The sequence below is a fragment of the Nocardiopsis moroccensis genome (genome assembly GCF_055763695.1).
Genome location: NZ_CP199747.1, coordinates 5469310 through 5489875, shown reverse-complemented (window position 1 = coordinate 5489875; position 20566 = coordinate 5469310). Strand labels below are relative to the sequence as shown.

Below are 20566 nucleotides of genomic sequence, written 5' to 3'. Positions count from 1 at the left end.
CTCCTGGCTCAGCCACGGGAGAAACACCCTTCCACTCACATCGGCCACAGGGGGTGTCCCTGCCCGCTCACCTTCGCCCCAGGGGGTGTTCTTTCGTTCGGGCGCCGCCAGGGTTCTGCAAGACGAGTCAAGCCGCCAGCAGGGACGGGTACAGCGCCGTAGGCGTCCGTTGAGGGTGGCGGCGGGCGACGGGTGGGCGAGCCAGGCGTGGACGAGGATGAAGAATCCCTGGCTTATTGGGCGCCCGAACACGGGCCGAAGCGCCAGCGGAGGACCCAAGCAAGCACAAACGAAGCGGAGGCCCCAAGCAAGCACGAACACGGGCCGAAGCGCCAGCGGAGGCCCAAAGAGTCAAGAACACCCGCACTGGCTGAGCGCGGCCGCCAGCGTGTCCAGTTGGGGCCCTGAGGCGCCCGGGCTGTTGGCCATCAGGGCGAACACGAACACGTTGCCCTCCTGGTCGTGGATGGTCCCGGCCAGGGTGCTCACTCCGTTCAGGGTTCCGGTCTTGCCGCGGACCAGCCCTGCTGCGGGGCTGGAGCTGGAGTACTCGGAGTAGCGCCCGGCGAGGGTTCCGGTGGAGTGGGCGGTGGGCAGGCCCGTGATGGTCGCGTTGAGCCGAGGCTGCTCGGCGGCCGTGGTGACCAGTTCGACGAGGGCGCGGGGTGTGATGCGGTTCTCGGTGCTCAGGCCGCTGTTGTCGGACAGGCTGATCCCGTCGATGCCCAGGGAGTCCATCGTCCGGTGGGTGGCGGCCGCGGCCCCGGAGGCGTCGGGCTCCTCCCCCAGTTCGAGTGCGGCGACCCGGCCGAGGGACTCGGCCATGTTGTTGTCGCTGGCCAGCATCATGTGCTCGACCAGGGCGTGCATCGGCATGGAGTCGACGGCTGCGACCGGGTCGCCGGCGGCCTCCTCCTCGGTCGGGGCGCCCTCGACGGTCAGTCCGGCCTTCTCCAGTTGGTCGGCGAAGGCCTCCGCGGCGGCGAGGGGCGGGTTCGGGGAGCGGGTGGACACGTCCGGGTCCACCCGGCCGCTGTCGATCATCAGCGCGTGGATGGTGGCGGTGCTGCCTTCGGTGACGTAGTTGGGTTTCCAGCCGGGCGCGGTGTCCGGTCCGGTGAAGTGCGAGTCGTCGTACCCGACGGCGACGGTGTCCAGGCCCAGGTCGGCGAGGGCGGAGGCGGTGTCCTCGGCGAGCTCCTCCAGGGTGGCTACCTGCGGGTAAGCTGCGGAGTCGGCGGTCGCGGTCAGCGTCACGTCGCCCTCACCGCGTAGCACCACACGGTTCTGCGCCGGGTCGAAGTAGGCCTCGGTCCGCAGCACGTGGTCGGGGCCGACGGCGTCCAGGACGGTGACGGCCGTGGCGATCTTCGTGGTCGACGCCGGGGTCACCGGGGCGTCCGCGTCCCGTTCGAAGAGCGTCTGTCCGGTTGCGCCGTCAATCACGTAACCGGAGAGGCCGTCCCCGAGCCCGGAAGCCGACATGGGATCATCAAGAACGTCCGCGATCCGATCCGGGTCCGCCGGGGTCGGGGCCGCGGGTGCAACCGCCGCCACGCCGTCGGCGTGCGTGACGGGGTTGGGCACCGCCGGAAGCGGCCGTGCCTCGATCACGTCCAGGGCGACGAACCCAGTGATCAGCACGAATATGTTGAGCAGGGCCAGCGCGAGGAACGCCTCGCCTCGTACCCGTCGCACCCGGGGCACCTGCCCTTCCTTCGGTGTCGCGGCCTGACGTTGTAGTTATACGGCGACATTAGTCGCATTGGGAGCCGAGATCAGCATGGAATTCGACGTTACGATCGAGATCCCCAAGGGGGAGCGCAACAAGTACGAGGTGGACCACGAGACAGGTCGTATCCGTCTCGACCGCATGCTGTTCACCTCCACGACCTACCCCGCCGACTACGGTTTCGTCGAGGGGACGCTCGGCGAGGACGGCGACCCCCTGGACGCTCTCGTCCTGCTCAAGGCCCCGACTTTCCCGGGTTGCCTGATCCGGGCGCGTGCCATCGGCATGTTCCGCATGCGTGACGAGGCGGGCGGCGACGACAAGCTGCTGTGCGTTCCGGCGACGGACCCGCGCCAGGAGCACCTGCGTGACATTCACCACGTCAACGAGTTCGAGCGCCTCGAGATCGAGCACTTCTTCACCGTGTACAAGGACCTTGAGCCCGGCAAGTCCGTGGAGGGCGCCAGCTGGGCCGGCCGCCACGACGCCGAGCAGGAGATCATCGCCTCGGTGAAGCGCGCCGAAGAGGCCGGTACGCACGGTGATGCATCGCACATCACCAGCGAGGGCAAGTAACCGGCAGCACCACACTCGTCTCGGTGTCTCGTAGGGCCCGGCAGGGGTTTCCCGCCGGGCCTTCGCCGTGCCCGCGAGGCCCGGGGCGCCCCCGCCGCCTCCGACGGCTCTGCGGACAGGCCCGGGATCACGGGGCTCCGACGCTCCGGGAGACCCCCGCTCCCAGTTCCCGCCCGGGGTCCCGGGCCAGCGCGTACCCGGCCAGTGCGAGCACCAGGATCGCGCACAGCACTGCGAGGGCGACGGGCAGCGCGGCCAGCAGCCCGCGTGAGACGTGCGGGGGGTCGGGGGGCAGCGGGAAGCCGTCACGGCCGAAGCGGTCGGCCCGTGCCGCCACGTGTGTGCGGTAGCCGTCCAGTTCGGGTCCGCACATCGCCTTCAGCACCCGTATCCGGACCAGCTCCGTCCGCTCCGGCAGCGCGAGGTCGGGCGCGTCGTCCGCGGGGGTCACGCGTGCCCGGTGGCGTGCGCACTCCGCTTCGGCCAACGCGTGCAGCCACTCCCCCAACCGGTCGGCGTCCGGCAGCCGCCGGATGTGCGCGTGGGCGGCGATCAGGGTGTCCCTGAGGACGACGTGCGCGGCGTCCCTGTCGCGGAGAACCAGGATGCAACGCCGGTACAGCTCCTCTCCGTAGGCGTCGAGGAGCCGCACGTAGGCGTCTGCCGACGGGGTCTGGCCGGAGCGCAGGGCGTGTAGAAGATCCTGGTCCGTCATAGCCCTAGAATCTACGCCGCGCACGGAACGGTGCTCTCCGGTTTGTCGAAAGAAGCACCGTTCACCCGGAGCGGCGCGGGAGGTGCCGGCGGCCCGGAGCCGTCGGGTCCACCGGGGCCCGATCAGGTCCGACGGACGGTGCCGGTCCGGTGGGCGGGTTCGGTGCGAGGGCCGGGTTCAGTCCGGCGGGCGCCGGGGGTGCGGCGACCGGGGCGGGCCCTGCGGAGGTTTCGGTCCCCCGAGCGGCTCCTCGGGCCCCTCTCCGTCGGCGCCCCGGCCCGGTTCGGGGAACAGGGACCGTGCGTACCGGGACCGCGCCCACAGGAGCACGTAGGTGAGCACGGTCAGGAAGGCCACCAGCAGCGCCGCCTCGGCCCCCAGGAAGCCGAGCGCCATCACACCGGCGGTGACCACGACGAGGGCCCGCACCAGCACACGTGCCCACAGGCCCTGGGCCTCCGGGGTCAAGGCTGCCCTCTGGGGACGGACGGCTGCACGGCCACTCCTGTCACTACGGCTGTACTGGGGGGTGGGGCCCGGTCCGGCGGACACGCCGTGTTCTCGGGCTCCACATGTCACCACCACCGGACGCCGCCCGCAACACGTTCCGGACGGGCGGGTGAGCGGTACGACACGCACGATTCCCGGCGTTCGCTTGACTCACCACAGGCTTTGCTGGTCTCCTTACCTTCATGTATCCGCGCACCCGCACCGACGCCACGGCTCGTACGACCCCCGGGGTCTCCTGCCACCTGGCCCGTGCGGCGTGTCCGTGTTGTCGTCACTGAGTCGTAGCCGAGGGGTCTTCGTCGACCGACCCCGCACGACCGGTCCGTGAGCGGCCTCCACCGTCCGGTGTGAGGGGCCCGCGCGCGGCCTCCACCAGGGTGATTCTCCCCTCCGAACGCGTGTTCGGAGCGACTGACCCTGCCGCCCCGGCGCCCCCGGGGTTCCCTGACGACATCCTCGCGGCCCCTGGCACCAGCCCCGGCCGCGTACACGTGAAGGATCTTCTCACGATGCCCCAGCAGGCCTCCGCCATGACCGCCGTTCGCCCTGACTCGACCGAACGCACCCCCCGTCCCCGTGCCACGGCCGTCTCCCTCGACGGGATCGGTGATGTGGTCGACGCCGGACGTCCCTCCGGCTACGCCCACCTGGGCGGGCTCCGGCTGCCCACCACCGGCCAACTGGTCGCCGCCGCACGCGGAGCCGCCTCCGCCCTGCGCCGGCCGACCCTGTGGCCGGCCCGGCGCGGGCGCTGGCAGCCCGCTCCCCGCAGCGCCCGACGACACTCGGGCGGCCGTTTCCGGGTGACCACCGTGGCTCTGGAGCCGAACAGCTTCGTGCCCGGCCCGACACAGCGCTCCGACCGCCCGCACACCATGGAGGTCCTGCACCTGGTCAGCGGGAAGGCGCACCTGATCACTTCCGGCCCCGACGGCCAGATGCGCTCGGCCGCCGAACTGGCCGTGGGACGGACCCGCGTGGTGGGCGGCGTCGGCGCCCCCGGCCGGGGCCACCACCACCTGGTCAACACCGGCGACGAGGTCGCCGTCCTGGTCCGGGTGACCGCCTGACCCCGGGGCGCACCGCGCCGGCCGCTCACTCATGGTCCGACCGTTCCGGGGCCGCTGCGCGCAGCGCGCCGTCCACGGCCTCGACGGAGCGCAGGACCTCGGCGGTGCGCCGCCCCTCGGCGAGGTAGGCGTTCATGACCTGGTCGAGGGCGTGCGGTGGCAGGTGGTCGCGTAGGTCCACGCGGGCCGTGCGGTACCCCTCCCGGGCCGCCTCCAGCGTGGCGAGGACGTACTGGCGGGCCAGCCGGGAGAGGGCTACGGGGTGGCGCCGCAGAACCCCGTGCAGGCGGTAGTCGGCCGGTACCTGGTCGAACAGCCAGTCCAGGGCCGTCTGTTCGAAGGAGTCCGACCCGGGCGGGTGCACGCTCGCGGGCCAGTCCGACGTCAGGGGCTGATCGGGCATGCCCCACAGCATACCCGCCACTCGAAAGCATGTTCGATGCCGAGTACCGGGGTGCGGAGCCCTCCGGTCGTGCGGAGCCCTCCGGTCAACCGGGCCTGTCGGACTCGGCGGAGACGTCGGACCCCTCGACCGGATCTGCCGTGTCGGGTTCCTCTGCCGCCCTCTTCTCCAGTTCCACCCTCAGGGCCTGTTCCGCCGCGTCCACGGCGGCCCGGGCGGTGATCGCGTTGGTGTGCGCCCGGTCCAGCTCCTCCAGCAGGATGCAGTCGAACGAGACCCGCGCATCGTGGATGGCGGCTTCCAGCTGTCGTGATGCCTCTTCCAGACTCATGCCCCTCCCTTACCCCAGAAGTCGGCACCTGCACACACCCACCCCGGTCCGCTTCGAGCAGGTGGCGGCGGGGTAGGTCACTGATCGGACCGCAGCACGCCGACCACGCAGGAGCGCCCATGGTCTACTTCATTCTCGTCCTGCTCGCGATCTGGCTGATCCTCGCCATCCTCGGCATCGTGATCAAGGGGCTGTTCTGGCTCGCGGTCATCGGTGGCATCCTGTTCGTCGCGACCGCGGTGTGGGGTTGGCTGCAGAACCGCCAACGTCTGTGACCCCGCTCCGGGGCCCGGTCCGGGCCCCGGCCGGTCGCCCGCCCTGCGCTCCGGACGGTCCGGCTCCGGGGCTGCTCCGACTCAGGGCTCCATGGCCGGGCGGCCCCCGCCGCCCAGGCGCCGAACGGCCCTGCGCGCACGCTCCTCGTCGCGGTCCAGGCGGGAGCGGACCAACCGGACCGCCTCGTCGTCCCGTCCCAGCGCGAGCAGGTTGCGTACCCGCGCGCGCAGTTCTTCCGGAATCTCGTCGGGATCCCGTGGAGCGGGGACGTAACCGCCCACCTGGGGGCCGGTCACCGGCTCGGGGGGCGGTTCCGGTTCCGCCACCGGAAGGCGCTCCTCCATGTGGGCGAGGACGCGGCGCAGAGCGTAGGAACCGCCCCCGAGAACAACCACAGCGCCCATCAGTGCAAACAGCATGAACATCAGACTCATAACGCCCACCTACCCACACTTCGGACACGACAGGCGCAACACCGATACACGCAGAGTAATCATTCCGCCAAGGGCGGCCTACCCGGGACCTCCCGCCGGAAGATCCTCGGGCAGCAGGGTCTGAAGCTCCGACACGTCGAAGCCCTCCCCCGCCAGGGCCGCCGCCTCGATCCGCCGTGCCTGCCGGGTCGCACCCGACTCGAACAGAGCGCGCACCTCGTGCCCGTTGCCCTCCGAGAAAGACCCGCCATCCGTGCCGACCAGCACCGACAACCTCTCGCGGGTCTCCTCCGGGACCAGGAAGCCGGCGTCCCCAGCCATCCCCACGAAGATCTCCACCAGCTCCTCTCGGCCGTAGGGGAGGAAATCCACGGTGCGGGAGAACCGTGCGGCCAGCCCCGGTTCACCCGCCAGCAGCCCAGCCGCGTCCCGGGGACGGCCCGACACGATCACCACGACCTCGTCGCGGTACTCCTCCATCAGCCCGACGAGGGTCTCGGCCGCGCCCTGCTCTCCCCCCGGGCCCCCGGTGGGTCCCCCGTCGAACCCCCGGGCCCCGGTCACGAACAGCACCCCGCCGCGTGCCCGCTCGAACAACGCCCGTGGCCGCGGTGACGCCTCCCCCCGGAGCGCCGGAGCCCCGGCCAGGTCCTCCGGGGCCGCCTCCACCACGTGCCCCCGGCCCAACACCCCCAGGGCGGCCAACAGTTCCCCGTAGATCCGGGCCACCGTGGTCTTACCGGTCCCGGACGGCCCCGAGAACACCAGGTGCGGCGACGGCTCCGGCCCGCGCCGACGGGCCGCCGACAACAGGTCCACGACCGCCCTCACCTCACGTTTGGCCTCCGTCAGACCCACCATGCCGTCCAGGTCCGCCAACAGGGCCGCCACCCGGGAGCCACCGCCCGGCCCGGCCCCGGGCCCCACCGCCACCTCACCCTCCAGATCGGCCGGCAGGACCCGGGTGAGGTCCTCCACCGTCTGGTACGCGCCCGTCACGATCCGGTCGGCCTGGGCCCGGAGCGCCTCCTCGAACATCCTCCGCACCTCCCGGGCGTTACCGAAGGCCTCGTCGCGCCGCTGCCCCGCGAAGTGCCGGACCAGGAGCTCGTGCACCCCCTCCCCGAGGAGGTAGCCCTGCTCCCCTGCCATCCCCTCGAAGAGCCCGCTGAGTTCCTCCGGGGAGTAGTGCCCGAACTCGATCATGCGCGCCACCCGTGATCGCAGCCCCGGATTCTCCTCGAGGAAGGAGCGCATCCGGTCGGAGCCGCCCGCGAGGACGACCACGACCTCCCCCCGCAGGTCCCCCATCAGTCCGGCCAGGGTGTCGACGGCCTCCTGCCCGCAGGCCATCCCACCGTCGGGCCCCGCCACCAGCTCGTCCGCCCCGTCCACGAACAGCACACCGCCCCGGGCCCGCTCCACCAGGTCCGCGGTTCGGCGCGCCGTCCCGCCCTGGTGCCCAGCCACCAGGTCCGCCCGTGACACCTCCAGGAACTGGCCCTTGCGGAGCAGCCCCAGCGAACGCAGGATCTCCCCGTACAGCCGTGCCACCGTGCTCTTCCCCGTCCCGGACGGCCCCGAGAACACCAGGTGGCGGCTGACGTTGAGCGCGGGCAGGCCCACCTCGACCCGTTTCGCGCTCACCTGCTGGAAGTTGACCAGGGAACGGATCTCCTTCTTCACCCCGTCCAGCCCGGTCAACCCCTCCAGCTCGGCCAGCAGCGCCTCCAGGGGGCGGGACCGGGCCCGCAGGGCCCCGTCGCCGGCATCCGCAGCCGTGGCCCCGCCACCCGGGGGTTCGGCCGCACCCGCGGTCCGAGCGGTGACCCGGTCGCCGTCCCCGCCCCGGTTACCGCTGAAAGTGCTGTCCTCCAGGTACACCGACGCGTTGTCGGCCGCCCACAGGCCCTCCTCGTCGTTGCCGGAGACGGTGCACCGCACCAAGCGCACCCGGCCGCCGTCCTCCACCATGAGGCCGTCGCCCCGACCGTCCCGGACCGCGGTGTCCTCCAGGGCGGCGACCCCGCCCTCGCCCACCCGGACGCCGCGCTCCCCGCTCCCACACAGGGTGGAGGAGCGGATCGTGACGTGCCCGCCCTGGACGTAGACCGCGTCCTCGCCGCAGTCGGACAGATCGGCCTGGTGGAGTTGGAGCTCGGTGCCGTCGAGGATGTTCAGTCCGTCCTCCCGGGCGTCGCGCAGCACCATGCCCCGCACCGTGATCGTGGCGTCCTCACGGCTGTGGATCCCCGAGCCCACGTCGTGGCCGACGATGTCCTCGAAAAACCCCCGGCCGCCCAGCACGATGGCCATCGGTCCGTGCCAACGGCTGACCCTGAGGTCGCTCACCTCGAACCGGGAGCGGACCGAGGCGATCGCGCCGCGCTCCTCCTCGCTGCTCTGCGCGACGGACATCCCCGCGACGGCGGCTCTGGCCCCGTCCGCGACCAGCAGGGCGGCCTTCCCGATCCGCGTACACCGGAGGTCGGTGATCTCCGCCTCGCCACCGTCGACGAACACCGCGTCGGCGGCGATGCCCTGCAGGGTCAGCCCCCTGGCGGTGAGCCTGCCGCCCTCGATCGCCACTCCGGTACGGGTGGCGTCGGTGATCTCGCAGTCGTTCAACGTGCTCTCGGAGTCACCGTGGACGAAGAAGGCATCGGTGTCCTCCTTGCGGGAGCCCTCCACCACCATGCGGGTGAAGGTCGCCCTGGAGCGCTCGTAGACCCGGACCGGCCAGTCGTAGGACCCGATGATCCGCAGGTCCGTGAATTCCGGTCGCGCCCGGTCCCGGACGTAGACGCCGCCCCCGTCGACCAGGGCGCAGTCGGTGAACTCCGGGGAGGCGTTGGCGACGTAGAGGGTGTGCCAGTCCTCGTGGGCACCGGTGAAGACCGTCCCGCTGATCCGCGGCGAGCAATCACCCTGGACGGCGATCACCGCCCCGGCGAAGTAGCAGTCCCGCACGCTGCCCTCACTGCCGTCCCACAGCAGTCCGCTCTCCTCGAACCGGCAGCCGACCACCTCGGCGCGGGCGCCCACCACGTTGACCCTCCTGGATGCGGTGAAGACGCAGTCGTCCGCCTTGAACCGGGCGCCCTTCTGCACGTACACCGGCGGGTACTCCTTCGAGGAGCTCCGCACCCAGACCCCGTGGAGCTCCAGCTCCCCACCCGCGTGCACGTTGAACACGTTGGTCTCGCCGGCCGCCACGACCGCCACCGACCCGGCTTCCTCGGTCGGCACCACGACCACACGCCGCTGCACCCCGATGACCTGCGGCTCCACGTACTCACCGGGCTCCACGCACAGGCGCAGGTCCGCCCCCGGATAACGGTGTTCCCGGATCGCCTGCCCGAGGGAGGGACTGGCGGCGGGGTCTGTCTTCGAGACGCGGACTGTGATCATCCATCGGCTCCCAAGGGGGGTAGCGGCCCCGGCGCCGCGCCGGAGGGTCTGCGCTATGTACCGTATCCACCTCGTCCGCCGGGAATCCGGGACAGCGCACACGCCTGTGGCCAGGGTCGGTCAGAACCTGCCCGGGGCGACGGCTCGTCCCCGGTCGTGACACCCCTTCGGCGCTCTCCGGTCCCGGCGTCCGGTTCGCACGCCGGGACCCGCTCAGTCTCCTTCCACCGGGAGGTACGCCCAGTCCTCGGCCCCGTTGTCCCGGAGAAGGAGGTCCTGCGTCCCGACGACGGCGTCCGGGTGCACGCGGACTCCGCCCCGCGCGTTGCCGGTGACCCGGGAACGGACCAGCGTCGCCCGGCTCCTGGCGTCTAGCACGCGGAGCCCGGCGTTGTGCCCGTCCCGGATCACGGTGTCCTCCAGGGTCAGCTCGCCGTCCCCCAGAACCGCCGCGCCGGTCCCGGCGGAACCGCTCACCGTCACCGAGGTCAGGGTGATGGAGGCTCCGTCGGCGTACGCGGCCTGGTGTCCGGTGCCGGAGACGAGCGCGTCCACCACCTCCACGACCGCACCGGTCCGGGCACCGAAGGCCTGGCCCCGGATCCCGGTGGCCTCCGCGCCGTGCACCCTCACCGTGCTGTCCTGATGAGCCGACACCACCATGTTCACGCGCTCGGCGGTCACCGAGACCAGGGTGGCCCGGGAGCCCCGGCTCAGCACAGCCACATCGTTCAGGTCCGCGGCCCTGATCCCGTCCGCCTCCAGGCGGCTGTCGCTCATGAAGAACCCGCCACCGAGCGAGTCAGGGCCGGGGAGCGTGCCTCGGAACTCGACGTCGGACAGCTCGAACCGGCTCCCGGCCCCCGAGACCGCCGACGCGCCCAGCTGCCCGAAGACGAGCCTGCGGCCGAAGAAGCGGCCCTCCTGGACGTGGACGCCGTGCGACCGGACGTTCTCGACCGTCAGGTCCTCGGCGTTGAGCGTTCCCCTCGCCACCACCACGGCCCTGGAGCCGGAGCCGGAACCGGAGCCGTCGATCCGGCAGGAGGTGAAGGCGGCCTCGGCCCCCAGTCCGACGCCGATCCCGTAACTCTCATCAGCCCATCCGGTCAGGTCGAGGTCGGTGAAGACGGCGCGGGTGCCCTCTCCCAGAACGGAGATCGCGTACCCCGGGCTGCCGCTGATCGAGAGGCCGGTGAACCGGGCGTCGCTGCCCTCCTTCACCAGGACCGCCGCACCGTCGGCCCTCCCGAAGTCGGACATGACGCAGTCGGTCACCATCACACTGGTCTCGTAGGCGACGAGACCGCCCCGGTCGTAGTCGCTGAACCGCACCGAGCTGACGGTCGGGTTGACCGCCCGCCAGAAGTACAGGGACGCTCCCCGGAAGACGGTGTCCCGGACGAAACCACCGGTCCCCCGCTTCCAGTAGAGCCCGCAGCCGTCGAATCGGCAGTTGACGACCTCGGTACCGTCCCCGCTGACCTCCACCTCGGCACCGGACGTGAACACGCTGTCGACCGCCTTGAACCGGGTCCCCTGGTCCGCGCGGATCGTCGGTGAGCCCGGTGCGTCCTGCGCGCCCCGGACGTGGATGCCGTAGAGCTCCAGAGTGCCCCGCTCGCCGGTCACGACGAACACGCTGTCCGCCGTCGAGACGGAGATCTCCACGGTGCCGGGCCCGGCGACCGGAACGATCATGACCCTGGTGGAGATCTCCAGGAAGTAGTGCTCCGTGTACTGGCCGGGTTCCACGTGGAGGTACAGGTCCGTGCCGGCGTACCGGGCGTCCCGGAGGACTGACCTGAACGAGGGGAACGCGTGGGGGTCGGTCTTCGAGACGCGGGCGGTGTACATCCGAAGGCTCCCGGTTCGGGGGACTGTGTGCGCTTCGTACGGTAGCGCCGGCCCCGTCAGGGAGCGCCTACCCGCCCCGGAGGCCGGGGACCAGGAACCGCGGGAACCCCGCGAACGCATCAGGCCCGCCCGGATGGACCGGACGGGCCTGATGTGGCTGAGCCGCCTATCGGAATCGAACCGATGACCTATTCATTACGAGTGAATCGCTCTACCGACTGAGCTAAGGCGGCACATCACCACGCGGTGCACGTGGCGAAGCAGGAACCAGTCTAACGCCTCCGCCGAGTGGCGCGTACCGGTTTCCCGGGTACCCCGCCGCCGCGCCTATCCGGCCGCCTCCGCCAGGTGGTCCGCGCAGGCCATACCGTCCTCGGGCACCGCCAGCTCCAACAGGTACTCGTCGACCATCGTGTCCACGCATTGGTCACCCATCCGGTAACCGGTGTGGCCGTCGCCGTCGCGGGTGACCAGGAAACCCGAGTCCAGCTGGGAGGCGAGCGCCTCGGACCAGGCGTAGGGGGTGGCGGAATCACGCGTGGTGCCCACCACCATGATCGGATCGGCGCCCGCGGCGTCGAGCTCACCGACCGGGGCCACCGCCTCCTGCGGCCAGAACGCACAGGCCAGCGCACCCCAGGCGAGCATCGGACCGAACGTCGGCGATTCCTCGGCGGCTTCGGCCGCCGCCTCAGCGTAGGCCTCCACGTCCCGGGGCGCGGGCGAGTCGGAGCAGTTCACGGCGGTGAGCGCGGCGGTCGAGTTCTCGTACTCGGCGGTGTCACCGCGCCCGTACAGGTCGTCGCCGAGCAGCAGCAGGCCGGTACCGTCGCCGTCCTCCATCGCGTCGGTGAGCGCCTCACGCACCCGCGGCCACCAGTTCTCGGTGTACAGGGCGGCGAGCACGCCCAGTTCGGCGCGGGCCCGGTTGACCTCGCGGCCGTCACCGGTGGTGTTGCCCAGCGGCTCCTCCCCGGCCGCCGCCAAAAACTCCTCCAGCACGGCGATCCCCTCGTCGACACTGGTCCCCGGGCCGCCGAGCGGGCAGTCCGGCCTGCCCAGGCAGTCCCGGACGAAGGAGCGCAGCGCCGTCTCGAATCCGGTGGCCTGTTCCACGCTCACACTCAGCTGGTCCTGGCTGGGGTCGACCGCGCCGTCGAGCACCAGTGCCCGGACCCGCTCCGGGAACTGCTCCGCGTACCGAGCGCCGATGTGCGTGCCGTAGGAGGCGCCGAAGTAGCTGAGTTCCTCGTCGCCGAGCAGCCCGCGCAGCACGTCCATGTCGCGGGCGACGTCGGCGGTGCCGATGTTGCGCATCAGCTCGGGGGCGTTCTCCTCACAGGCCTCGACGAAGGCCCTGTTGGCGGCCTCGATTTCGGCCAACCCCTCGGGGCCGAGGTCGGCGAGGTCACCGGCACCCTGGTCACCGCCGTAGTCCGCACCGAGGAACTCGTCGATCTCCTCGGCGTCCAGACAGGTCAGCGGGGTACTGCGGCCGACACCGCGCGGGTCGAACCCGACCACGTCGAAACTCTCCCGGACCGCCTCGCTGAGGCTGTAGGGGGCGTGGTCGACGAAGTCGTAGCCGGAGCCGCCGGGACCGCCTGGGTTGATCAGCAGGGAGCCGATGACGTCGTCTCCGGTGGCGGGGAGCCGTTTGACCGCGATCTCGATCCGTTCGCCGTCGGGGTCGTCGTAGTCCAGCGGCACCTCGAAGACCGCGCACTCGCTTCCGGGCAGGCCGCTCTCGCACTCCTCCCAGGCGAGTTCCTGCTCGGTGGCGTCCGCGCGGGCCCCCTCCCCGCCGTCCTCGGGCGCGTCCTCACCCGCCGTGCACCCGGAGACCAGCACCGCCCCGGCGAGCAGTACCGCCAACGGACCCCGAACCCTCGTGCCCACCCGTAACCGCCTTCGCTCGAATCCCGTAGCCGGACCATTCTCCCGGGGCCGGGCCCCGGCCATGCCCCCGACCCCTAGCCGGGCAGGAGTGCGGAGGTCATCGCCTCCATGGCGATCTGTGGGTGGACGTTGGCCGCGATCCGCTCCCGGCAGGTCATGATCGCGTCGATTCGGCGAAGCGTGGACTCCGGCGTGCCGGAGCGGGCGATCCGGTCCAGGTCACCGGAGCGCTCGGCGGTGGACAGCTCCACCGTCGCACCCAGCTGGAGGGCGAGCACGTCCCGGTAGAAGGCGGCCAGGTCGAGCAGGGCCCGGTCATAGGAATCCCGTTTGATCCGGGTGGCCCGGCGCTTGTGCCGCTCGTCCAGGTCCTTGAGCGCCCCCGCCGCCCCACGGACCGCCTTGGCCACGCCCTTGCCCGTCGAACCCTCGCCGAAGGCCGCCTTGAGCTCGCTCTTCTCCTTCTCGTTGAGGGCCGTGGTGAGCGCCTTGGACTCCTCCTCGGCGATCTCGTACAGGCGCGCGGCCGCGGTGACACAGGCACCGAGGCCGTCGAGCCGGGCCGGGATGGACAGAACCTCCTCGCGGCGGCGGCGCGCTTGCGGGTCGGTGGCCAACTGCCGGGCCCGGTCGACCCGTCCCGCGGCGGCACGGGCCGCGGCCTCCGCCTCGGCGGGGTCCACCCCCTCCCGCTGCACGAGGGCGTCGACGATCTGCCGGGTGCCGGGGGTGGCCAGGGTGACCAGGCGGCAGCGGGACCGAATGGTGATGAGGAGGTCGTCGGGGGTGGGCGTGCACAGCAGCCACACGGTCCGCGGCGAGGGTTCCTCCACCGCTTTGAGGAGGGCGTTGGAGGCAGCCTCGGTGGCGCGGTCCGCGTCCTCGAAGAGCACGATCCGGAAGTTGCCACCGGAGGGTTTGGAACCGGCGCGGAGCACGAGGTCACGGGTGGCGGCCACGCCGAAGCTCAGGCCGCTGGGCCGCACGTAGAGCATGTCGGGGTGGGTGCCGGTCAGCACCTGGTGGCAGGAGTCACAGTGCCCGCAGCCCCCGTCCCGGCACTGCAGGGCGGCGGCGAAGGCCCGCGCGGCCTCCTCCCGCCCGGACCCCGGGGGCCCGGTGAACAGCCAGGCGTGGGTCATCCCTGCGCCGGTCCCGCCGGCGAGGAGGTCGGACGCGCCGGCGACGGCGCGGTTCAGCTGTGCGCTCGCCGCATCCTGGCCGACGAGGTCGTCGAAGACCGTCAAGCTTGCCCCCCGAGCCGCGTGGAATGTCTGCTCCCAGGATAGGAGCCCCCGATGACACCCGAACCGTTTTCCACAGGCCCCCGCCCACCGCACCGATCCCGGACTGTCCGGCGGCGGGGCGATGAGTTTCGCCCCCTCGGCGGGTCCGTTCCCGTGGAAGGAAGGAGCCCCATGAGCGAACCGACGCCCATGACCGACGTCTGCCCGGATTTCAGCAGCAGCGGAGCCTCCCCGGTCCCCTGGGACCGGGCCCGCACGATCCTGACCGAAGCGCCCCTGTACTGGGTGACGACCGTGCGCCCCGACGGCCGGCCCCACGCCACACCCCTGCTGGGTGTGTGGGTGGACGGCGCCGTCTGCTTCTGCACCGGGCGGGAGGAACGCAAGGCGCTCAACCTGGCGGCGAACCCGCACTGCGCCATGAGCACGGGGGACAACCGGCTGGAGGGCGGACCGGACGTCATCGTCGAGGGCACCGGGGCCCCGGTGGACGATCCGGCCGGACTCGACCGGATCGCCGAGGCCTACGAACGCAAGTACGGCACCGCCGTCACCGCCGAGGACGGCACCTGGTACGGGCTCGGCGACTCCGTGCGCGGGAACGCGGTCCTGGTCGTCCGGGTCACCCCGGTGAAGGCCTTCGCCTTCGGCAAGGCGCCCGTGTACAGCCAGACCCGCTACACGTTCCCCTGAGCGGCGGGAACCGCACCGGCGCCCCGTACCGGCGGGAGGGGCCCTCCCCTGCTGGGAAGAGCCCCTCCTGTCGTCGAACGGGTACGCCGGGTCCTACTCGGGCCTGATCACCGGGATCATGCCGGTGACCGCCTCGGAGCTGGAGTCGACCGGGTCGGGCAGCAGCGGACGCATCCGCCGCTGGATCTCCCTGGTGATCCTCTCCTGCGGTTCGCGGGCGTCGAGCACCAGGTAGCGGTCGGGGTTCTCCTCGGCCAGCGCCCGGAAGCCCCTGCGGACCCTGTTGTGGAAGTCCACCGACTCGGCCTCGATGCGGTCGGCCGGTCCGCCCAGACGGGACAGTCCGTCCTCGGGCCGCACGTCGAGCAGCACCGTCAGGTCCGGGACCAGGCCCTGGGTGGCCCACGAGCTGATCGTGCGGATCTCGTCCACCGCCAGAGAGCGTCCGGCCCCCTGGTAGGCGAGCAGGGAGTCCACGTAGCGGTCACTGATCACCACGGCGCCGCGGCGCAGCGCCGGAAGGATCTCCTGCTCCACGTGGTCGGCCTTGTCCGCGGTGTACAGAAGCACCTCGGCACGGTCGGTGATGTGCGAGTTCTCCCTGTCGAGCAGGATGCCGCGCAGGCGCATGCCGAGCTTGGTGGCGCCCGGCTGGCGGGTACCCACCACCTCGAAGCCCTGGTCACGCAGCCACACCGTCAGTTCGCGCACCTGGGTGGACTTGCCCGCGCCCTCACCACCCTCGATCACGATGAAGGCCCCGGTGATCCGGGAGTCCTCCTCTTCCTCCTCGACCGCGGGGGTGACGCCGCGCAGGGCCGCGAAGAGCTCGGGGAGCAGGCCGGGACCGGCCTCCGGGTCCTCCCGGTTGGCCTGCGTGTAGGCGACGACGGCCGCGACCAGCGCGACCAGGCCGCCCGCCATCAGGACCAGGCCACTGCCGTACAGGTCGTAGGTGAGCGGGCCGCCGAGCGGGATCTCGTGGTCACCGGCGAACCCGGCGGCCAACGGGGCCAGGACGGCGCCCAGGAGCACGGCCAGCCGACCGGTGCCGTGCAGCAGGGCGAACGCGGCGTCGCGCTGGTCCTCCTCGACCTCCACACCGATCAGGGAGGTCCCGGTCACCCAGGCCAGGCCCGCGCCCAGGCCCAACAGGAGGACGAGGACCGCGGAGAGCACCATGTCGGCGATCGCCCCGGTGAAGAGCAGTGCCAGGGCGGCCAGGACGGCGGCCAGGCCGAGGAGTCGGCGGCGGCTGAACTGCTTGAGGATCCGCGGCCCGGAGACCAGGCCCAGACCCAGGCCCAGGAAGAGCGCGGCGACCAGGACACCGAAGCCCGCGTTGCCCGCGCCGAGGTCCTCCACGTGCGGTCGGCCCGCGCCGAGGACGAGGCCGCCCGCAGCCGCGGTGGCCGCGAGGCCGGTGACCACGCCGCGCACGAGTGGTCCGCCGCCGACCGCGATCCGCCCGGCGAGGACCGCGCTGAGGATGTTCGCGTCCCGGCTGGGGCTCAGCGAGTCCCTGGACACCGTGTGCTTGGGCAGCGGCAGCCCGGCCACGACGATCGCCGCGACGAAGAAGGTGAGGGCGTTCAGGTAGAGGGAGACGTCGGCCTCGGGGTTGGCCATGGACGGCACCAGCGCGCCCAGCAGGTTGCTGACCGAGGCGAGTACCGCGAACAGCAGGGCGGCGACCGGGGCCGCGCCGTAGGTGGCGAGCAGGGTCAGCCTGTTGGCCTGGCCGAGCATGCGCTTGGGCACGAGGCTGGGGATCGTGGCGTCCCGGGCGGGCGTCCAGAAGAGGGCGGTGATCTCCGCGAGCAGGCTCGCGATCAGCAGCCACTGGAGCGCGAAACCGGAGGCCAGCAGTCCGACAACCGGGATGGAGGCGTAGAGGAGGCCCCGCAGGACGTCGCCGCCGACCATCGTCCACCGCCGGTCCAGGCGGTCCGCCACGGCCCCGACGAGGGGGCTCAGCAGGACCGAGGGGGCGAGCTTGATGGCGACGACGCCGGTCACGGCGAGGTACTGGACGAGGGTGGAGCTCTCGGCGGTGAAGATGGCCGCGAGGGACACCAACGCCAACAGGCTCAGCCAGTCCCCCAGGCTGGAGAGGGAAAGCGAGATCCACAGCCTTCTGAAGGGTGTGATCGCGAGGACGTTCTGCGCCTCGGCCGGCGCTCCCAGGGGTGCAGATCTGCTCATAGCGCTCAAGATTATCGATGAGGGGGATAGGAACTGACAGGCGTCGGTCGCCCATCCAGGGAATCGGGGGACACGCCCAAGGGTCACACACGATTCTGTGTCCCCAGCCGTCACGCACAGACTAGTACGGAAGATCATCCCCGAACAGGGGGTGAGGTGGCGTATCCGCCGTGGTGCCCCGAAACATTCACCTGGGCGCCCCGTGTGGGAACGCCCAGGTGAGAAAGGGGCTCCACGGCCCGCGACCGCCCGGCCCGAACGGCGACCGGAACGGGCGCCGCGACCGGCGGCACCGGAAGGCTCAGTCGGACTTCTTCGCGTCCGTCTTCGGCTCTCCGGTCTTCTTGGCGGCGGTCCTGCGCGCCGTCGTCGCCTTCTTGGTAGCCGTGGTGGTCGTGGCGGTCGTGGTGCTCTTCTTCGCCGCGGGCTTCTTCGCCGGCGCCTTCTTCTTGGCCGGCGCCTTCTTCTTGGCGGGGGCCTTGGCCCGGCGGTCGGCCAGCAGCTCGGCGGCGCGCTCGTCGGTGATCGACTCGACCTCGTCGCCCTTGCGCAGGGAGGCGTTGACGTCCCCGTCGGTGACGTAGGGGCCGAAGCGGCCGTCCTTGACGACCATCTTGGCGCCCGAGGCCGGGTCCTCCCCGAGCTCGCGCAGCGGCGGGGCGGCCGCACGACGGCCGCGCTGCTTGGGCTGGGCGAAGATCGCCTGCGCCTCCTCAAGGGTGACCGTGAACATCTGCTCCTCGGTCTCCAGGGAGCGGCTGTCGGTGCCCTTCTTCAGGTACGGGCCGAAGCGCCCGTTCTGAGCGGTGACGTCCTCGCCGTCGAGCTGTCCCACCACGCGAGGCAGGGACAGCAGGCGCAGCGCGTCCTCCAGGGTGACCGTGTCCAGGTCCATGCTCTTCAACAGCGAGCTGGTGCGCGGCTTGACCTTGGCCTTCTTCGACTTGCTCCTGGCCCCGCCCTCGGCCTCCTCCGGCTCCGGGATGACCTCGGTGACGTAGGGGCCGAAGCGCCCGGACTTGGCCACGATCGTGCGGCCGGTCTCCGGGTCGACGCCGAGCTCCCGGTCGCCGCTGGGCTGGGCGAAGAGCTCCTCGGCCTTGGCCTCGGTCAACTCGTCCGGGGCCAGGTCCTCCGGCACGTTCACCCGGACGCCGTCGCGGTCCAGGTAGGGGCCGTAGCGACCCACCCGCAGCACGATGTCGGTTCCGGGCAGCGGCAGGGAGCTGACCTCCTTGGGGTCGATCTCGGAGAGGTGGTCGCCCACCAGCTCCTTGAGACCCGTCTCCTGGTTGCCGTCGGCGTCCTGGCCGCCGAAGTAGAACCGGCGCAGCCAGGGCAGGCTCTCGGCCTCGCCCCGGGCGATGTCGTCGAGGCTGTCCTCCAGGCGGGCGGTGAACTCGTAGTCCACCAGGTTGCCGAAGTGCCGCTCCAGCAGCTGCACCACGGCGAAGGCCAGGAAGGACGGCACCAGCGCCGTGCCCTTCTTGAACACGTAGCCGCGGTCGAGAATGGTGCCGATGATCGAGGCGTAGGTGGAGGGGCGGCCGATCTCCCGCTCCTCCAGCTCCTTGACCAGGGTGGCCTCGGTGTAGCGCGCGGGCGGCCGGGTGCTGTGCCCCTCGGCCTCCAGGTTCTGCGCCTTGACCGGGTCCTCCTCCGCCATCGCGGGCAGGCGGCGTTCGCGGTCGTCCAGATCGGCGGCCGGGTCGTCGGACCCCTCCACGTAGGCCTTGAGGAAGCCGTGGAAGGTGATGACCTTGCCGCTGGCGCTGAACTCGGCGACCTCGCCGCCGGTGGAGACGCCCTCGATACGCACGGTGACGGACTCGCCGACCGCGTCCTTCATCTGGGAGGCGACGGTGCGCTTCCAGATGAGCTCGTAGAGCCGGAACTCGGGGCCGGACAGCCCGGTCTCGGCGGGGGTGCGGAAGCTCTCGCCCGCGGGGCGGATCGCCTCGTGCGCCTCCTGCGCGTTCTTGACCTTCTTGGCGTACACGCGCGGCTTGTCCGGCAGGTAGTCGCCGCCGTACAGGCGCCGCACCTGGTTGCGGGCGGCGTTGACCGCGCTGTCCGACAGCGTGGTGCTGTCGGTACGCATGTAGGTGATGTGGCCGTTCTCGTACAGCCGCTGGGCGACCTGCATGGTCTGCTTCGCGGACAGGTTGAGCTTGCGGGACGCCTCCTGCTGGAGGGTGGTGGTGCGGAAGGGCGCGTAGGGCGAGCGGCGGTAGGGCTTGCGCTCCACCGACCTCACCGCGAACCCGGCCCCGGCCAGGCGCTCGGCCAGGCCCCGGGCCGCCGCCTCGTCCAGGTGGCGTACGTCCCGGTCGGCGCGGATGGTGCCCTGGGAACTGAAGTCGCGTCCGGCCGCGATCCGCTTGCCGTCCACGGACACCAGAGTGGCGGGGAAGGTGGCGGGACCGTCGGAGACACCGGCCTCGGTGGCGTCGAACACCGCCTTGAGGTCCCAGTACTCGGCGGAGGTGAACGCCATGCGCTCGCGTTCGCGCTCGACCACCAGTCGGGTGGCCACGGACTGCACACGGCCCGCCGAGAGCTTCGGCATGACCTTCTTCCACAGCACGGGGGAGACCTCGTAGCCGTAGAGGCGGTCCAGGATGCGCCGTGTCTCCTGGGCGCTGACCAGACGGGTGTTCAGGTCACGCGTGTTGTTCGCGGCGTGCTGGATGGCGTCCTTGGTGATCTCGTTGAAGACCATCCGGCGGACGGGGATCCTGGGTTTGAGTTCCTCGCGCAGGTGCCAGGCGATGGCTTCGCCCTCGCGGTCCTCATCTGTGGCCAACAGGAGTTCGTCGGCGTCCGCCATGAGCTCCTTGAGCTTCTTGACGTGTGCCTTCTTGTCGGTGTTGACGACGTAGAGCGGTTCGAAGTCACCGTCCACGTCGACACCGAGCCGCGCCCAGGGCTGCCCCTTGTACTTGGCGGGGATCTCGGCGGCCTTGGTGGGCAGGTCACGGATGTGGCCGATGCTGGACTCCACGACGTAGCCGCGACCCAGATAACCGGCGATGGTCTTCGCCTTGGCAGGCGACTCGACGATGACGAGGGCGGTACCCGCCCCCTGGCTTCCGCTGTCCTTCGAGCCGTTCTTGCCGGCGCTGCCCTTCTTGGGTGGCACGCTGTTTCCCCTACGTCTAGCCTTACGTGTTCTGTCGGCCTCGGTCCTTCGGCTCCCGTGGGAAC

Annotated in this window: 16 protein-coding genes and 1 tRNA gene; 4 read left to right on the top strand and 13 right to left on the bottom strand. The window is 71.4% G+C overall.

Translation table 11 applies throughout. The annotated features are described in order from the left end of the window. Nucleotides 1–351 precede the first annotated feature (351 nt). Nucleotides 352–1707 (bottom strand): D-alanyl-D-alanine carboxypeptidase/D-alanyl-D-alanine endopeptidase, encoded by a 1356-nt coding sequence (gene dacB / locus ACUKCB_RS24250; protein WP_473037901.1) that lies wholly within the window; start codon nt 1705–1707, stop codon nt 352–354. Between the two features lie 76 nt (nt 1708–1783). On the opposite strand from dacB, the gene ACUKCB_RS24245 reads away from it, so the two are divergent. Further along, nucleotides 1784–2308 carry an inorganic diphosphatase gene (locus ACUKCB_RS24245; protein ID WP_191267028.1) on the top strand — a complete coding sequence of 175 codons (525 nt, stop codon included), beginning with the start codon at nt 1784–1786 and terminating at the stop codon, nt 2306–2308. A gap of 127 nt (nt 2309–2435) precedes the next feature. On the opposite strand, the gene ACUKCB_RS24240 is transcribed toward ACUKCB_RS24245, so the two are convergent. Both ACUKCB_RS24240 and ACUKCB_RS24235 read right to left on the bottom strand, forming a co-directional pair. After that, entirely contained in the window at nt 2436–3023 is a 588-nt protein-coding gene (locus ACUKCB_RS24240; protein WP_473037900.1) for an RNA polymerase sigma factor, read from the bottom strand. Between the two features lie 177 nt (nt 3024–3200). Then, complete coding sequence (locus tag ACUKCB_RS24235) at nt 3201–3491, bottom strand: hypothetical protein (RefSeq protein WP_473037899.1); 291 nt, start codon at nt 3489–3491, stop codon at nt 3201–3203. A gap of 551 nt (nt 3492–4042) precedes the next feature. Here ACUKCB_RS24235 and ACUKCB_RS24230 point away from each other — a divergent pair. Beyond that, on the top strand, nt 4043–4603 hold the full coding sequence (locus ACUKCB_RS24230) for a hypothetical protein (RefSeq protein ID WP_473037898.1): 561 nt from the start codon (nt 4043–4045) through the stop codon (nt 4601–4603). 25 nt (nt 4604–4628) lie between these two features. Here the strand turns inward: ACUKCB_RS24230 and ACUKCB_RS24225 are convergent, their stop codons facing one another. Together ACUKCB_RS24225 and ACUKCB_RS24220 are read right to left on the bottom strand one after the other, a co-directional pair. Then, nucleotides 4629–5018, bottom strand: a complete 390-nt coding sequence (locus ACUKCB_RS24225; protein WP_473037896.1) for a hypothetical protein — start codon at nt 5016–5018, stop codon at nt 4629–4631. 73 nt (nt 5019–5091) lie between these two features. Further along, nucleotides 5092–5337, bottom strand: coding sequence for a hypothetical protein (locus ACUKCB_RS24220; protein WP_473037895.1), 246 nt, complete (start codon nt 5335–5337; stop codon nt 5092–5094). 119 nt (nt 5338–5456) lie between these two features. Between ACUKCB_RS24220 and ACUKCB_RS24215 the strand changes: the two genes are divergently transcribed. Then, nucleotides 5457–5612 carry a hypothetical protein gene (locus ACUKCB_RS24215; protein WP_191267045.1) on the top strand — a complete coding sequence of 52 codons (156 nt, stop codon included), beginning with the start codon at nt 5457–5459 and terminating at the stop codon, nt 5610–5612. An 81-nt stretch (nt 5613–5693) separates the two neighbouring features. Here the strand turns inward: ACUKCB_RS24215 and ACUKCB_RS24210 are convergent, their stop codons facing one another. The 6 genes from ACUKCB_RS24210 to ACUKCB_RS24185 form a co-directional block, all read right to left on the bottom strand. Beyond that, on the bottom strand, nt 5694–6047 hold the full coding sequence (locus ACUKCB_RS24210; RefSeq protein ID WP_473037894.1) for a hypothetical protein: 354 nt from the start codon (nt 6045–6047) through the stop codon (nt 5694–5696). 78 nt (nt 6048–6125) lie between these two features. Beyond that, nucleotides 6126–9458, bottom strand: a complete 3333-nt coding sequence (locus tag ACUKCB_RS24205) for a right-handed parallel beta-helix repeat-containing protein (protein WP_473037893.1) — start codon at nt 9456–9458, stop codon at nt 6126–6128. 213 nt (nt 9459–9671) lie between these two features. After that, on the bottom strand, nt 9672–11315 hold the full coding sequence (locus tag ACUKCB_RS24200; RefSeq protein ID WP_473037892.1) for a right-handed parallel beta-helix repeat-containing protein: 1644 nt from the start codon (nt 11313–11315) through the stop codon (nt 9672–9674). A 160-nt stretch (nt 11316–11475) separates the two neighbouring features. Then, nucleotides 11476–11548 (bottom strand) — tRNA-Thr (locus tag ACUKCB_RS24195). A 94-nt stretch (nt 11549–11642) separates the two neighbouring features. Next, on the bottom strand, nt 11643–13214 hold the full coding sequence (locus tag ACUKCB_RS24190) for an alpha/beta hydrolase (protein ID WP_473037891.1): 1572 nt from the start codon (nt 13212–13214) through the stop codon (nt 11643–11645). A gap of 74 nt (nt 13215–13288) precedes the next feature. Further along, the gene (locus tag ACUKCB_RS24185) at nt 13289–14461 is read right to left on the bottom strand and encodes a DNA polymerase III subunit delta' (RefSeq protein WP_473037890.1); all 1173 of its coding nucleotides are present in this window, start codon (nt 14459–14461) and stop codon (nt 13289–13291) included. A gap of 171 nt (nt 14462–14632) precedes the next feature. Here ACUKCB_RS24185 and ACUKCB_RS24180 point away from each other — a divergent pair, with 171 nt between their 5' ends. Beyond that, nucleotides 14633–15154 carry a pyridoxamine 5'-phosphate oxidase family protein gene (locus ACUKCB_RS24180; RefSeq protein ID WP_473037889.1) on the top strand — a complete coding sequence of 174 codons (522 nt, stop codon included), beginning with the start codon at nt 14633–14635 and terminating at the stop codon, nt 15152–15154. Nucleotides 15155–15247: 93 nt separating this feature from the next. On the opposite strand, the gene tmk is transcribed toward ACUKCB_RS24180, so the two are convergent. Beyond that, nucleotides 15248–17359, bottom strand: a complete 2112-nt coding sequence (gene tmk, locus ACUKCB_RS24175) for a dTMP kinase (protein ID WP_473037888.1) — start codon at nt 17357–17359, stop codon at nt 15248–15250. 301 nt (nt 17360–17660) lie between these two features. Continuing rightward, nucleotides 17661–20501 (bottom strand): type I DNA topoisomerase, encoded by a 2841-nt coding sequence (gene topA / locus ACUKCB_RS24170; protein WP_473037887.1) that lies wholly within the window; start codon nt 20499–20501, stop codon nt 17661–17663. Nucleotides 20502–20566: the final 65 nt, after the last annotated feature.

What these genes read in the sequence shown, in the direction of transcription:
- ACUKCB_RS24230 (WP_473037898.1), top strand. Translation starts at nt 4,043, where the DNA reads ATGCCCCAGCAGGCCTCCGCCATGACCGCCGTTCGCCCTGACTCGACC.
- ACUKCB_RS24210 (WP_473037894.1), bottom strand. Translation starts at nt 6,047, where the DNA reads ATGAGTCTGATGTTCATGCTGTTTGCACTGATGGGCGCTGTGGTTGTT.
- ACUKCB_RS24225 (WP_473037896.1), bottom strand. Translation starts at nt 5,018, where the DNA reads ATGCTGTGGGGCATGCCCGATCAGCCCCTGACGTCGGACTGGCCCGCG.
- ACUKCB_RS24205 (WP_473037893.1), bottom strand. Translation starts at nt 9,458, where the DNA reads ATGATCACAGTCCGCGTCTCGAAGACAGACCCCGCCGCCAGTCCCTCC.
- ACUKCB_RS24220 (WP_473037895.1), bottom strand. Translation starts at nt 5,337, where the DNA reads ATGAGTCTGGAAGAGGCATCACGACAGCTGGAAGCCGCCATCCACGAT.
- ACUKCB_RS24240 (WP_473037900.1), bottom strand. Translation starts at nt 3,023, where the DNA reads ATGACGGACCAGGATCTTCTACACGCCCTGCGCTCCGGCCAGACCCCG.
- ACUKCB_RS24215 (WP_191267045.1), top strand. Translation starts at nt 5,457, where the DNA reads ATGGTCTACTTCATTCTCGTCCTGCTCGCGATCTGGCTGATCCTCGCC.
- ACUKCB_RS24200 (WP_473037892.1), bottom strand. Translation starts at nt 11,315, where the DNA reads ATGTACACCGCCCGCGTCTCGAAGACCGACCCCCACGCGTTCCCCTCG.
- ACUKCB_RS24180 (WP_473037889.1), top strand. Translation starts at nt 14,633, where the DNA reads ATGAGCGAACCGACGCCCATGACCGACGTCTGCCCGGATTTCAGCAGC.
- tmk (WP_473037888.1), bottom strand. Translation starts at nt 17,359, where the DNA reads ATGAGCAGATCTGCACCCCTGGGAGCGCCGGCCGAGGCGCAGAACGTC.
- ACUKCB_RS24245 (WP_191267028.1), top strand. Translation starts at nt 1,784, where the DNA reads ATGGAATTCGACGTTACGATCGAGATCCCCAAGGGGGAGCGCAACAAG.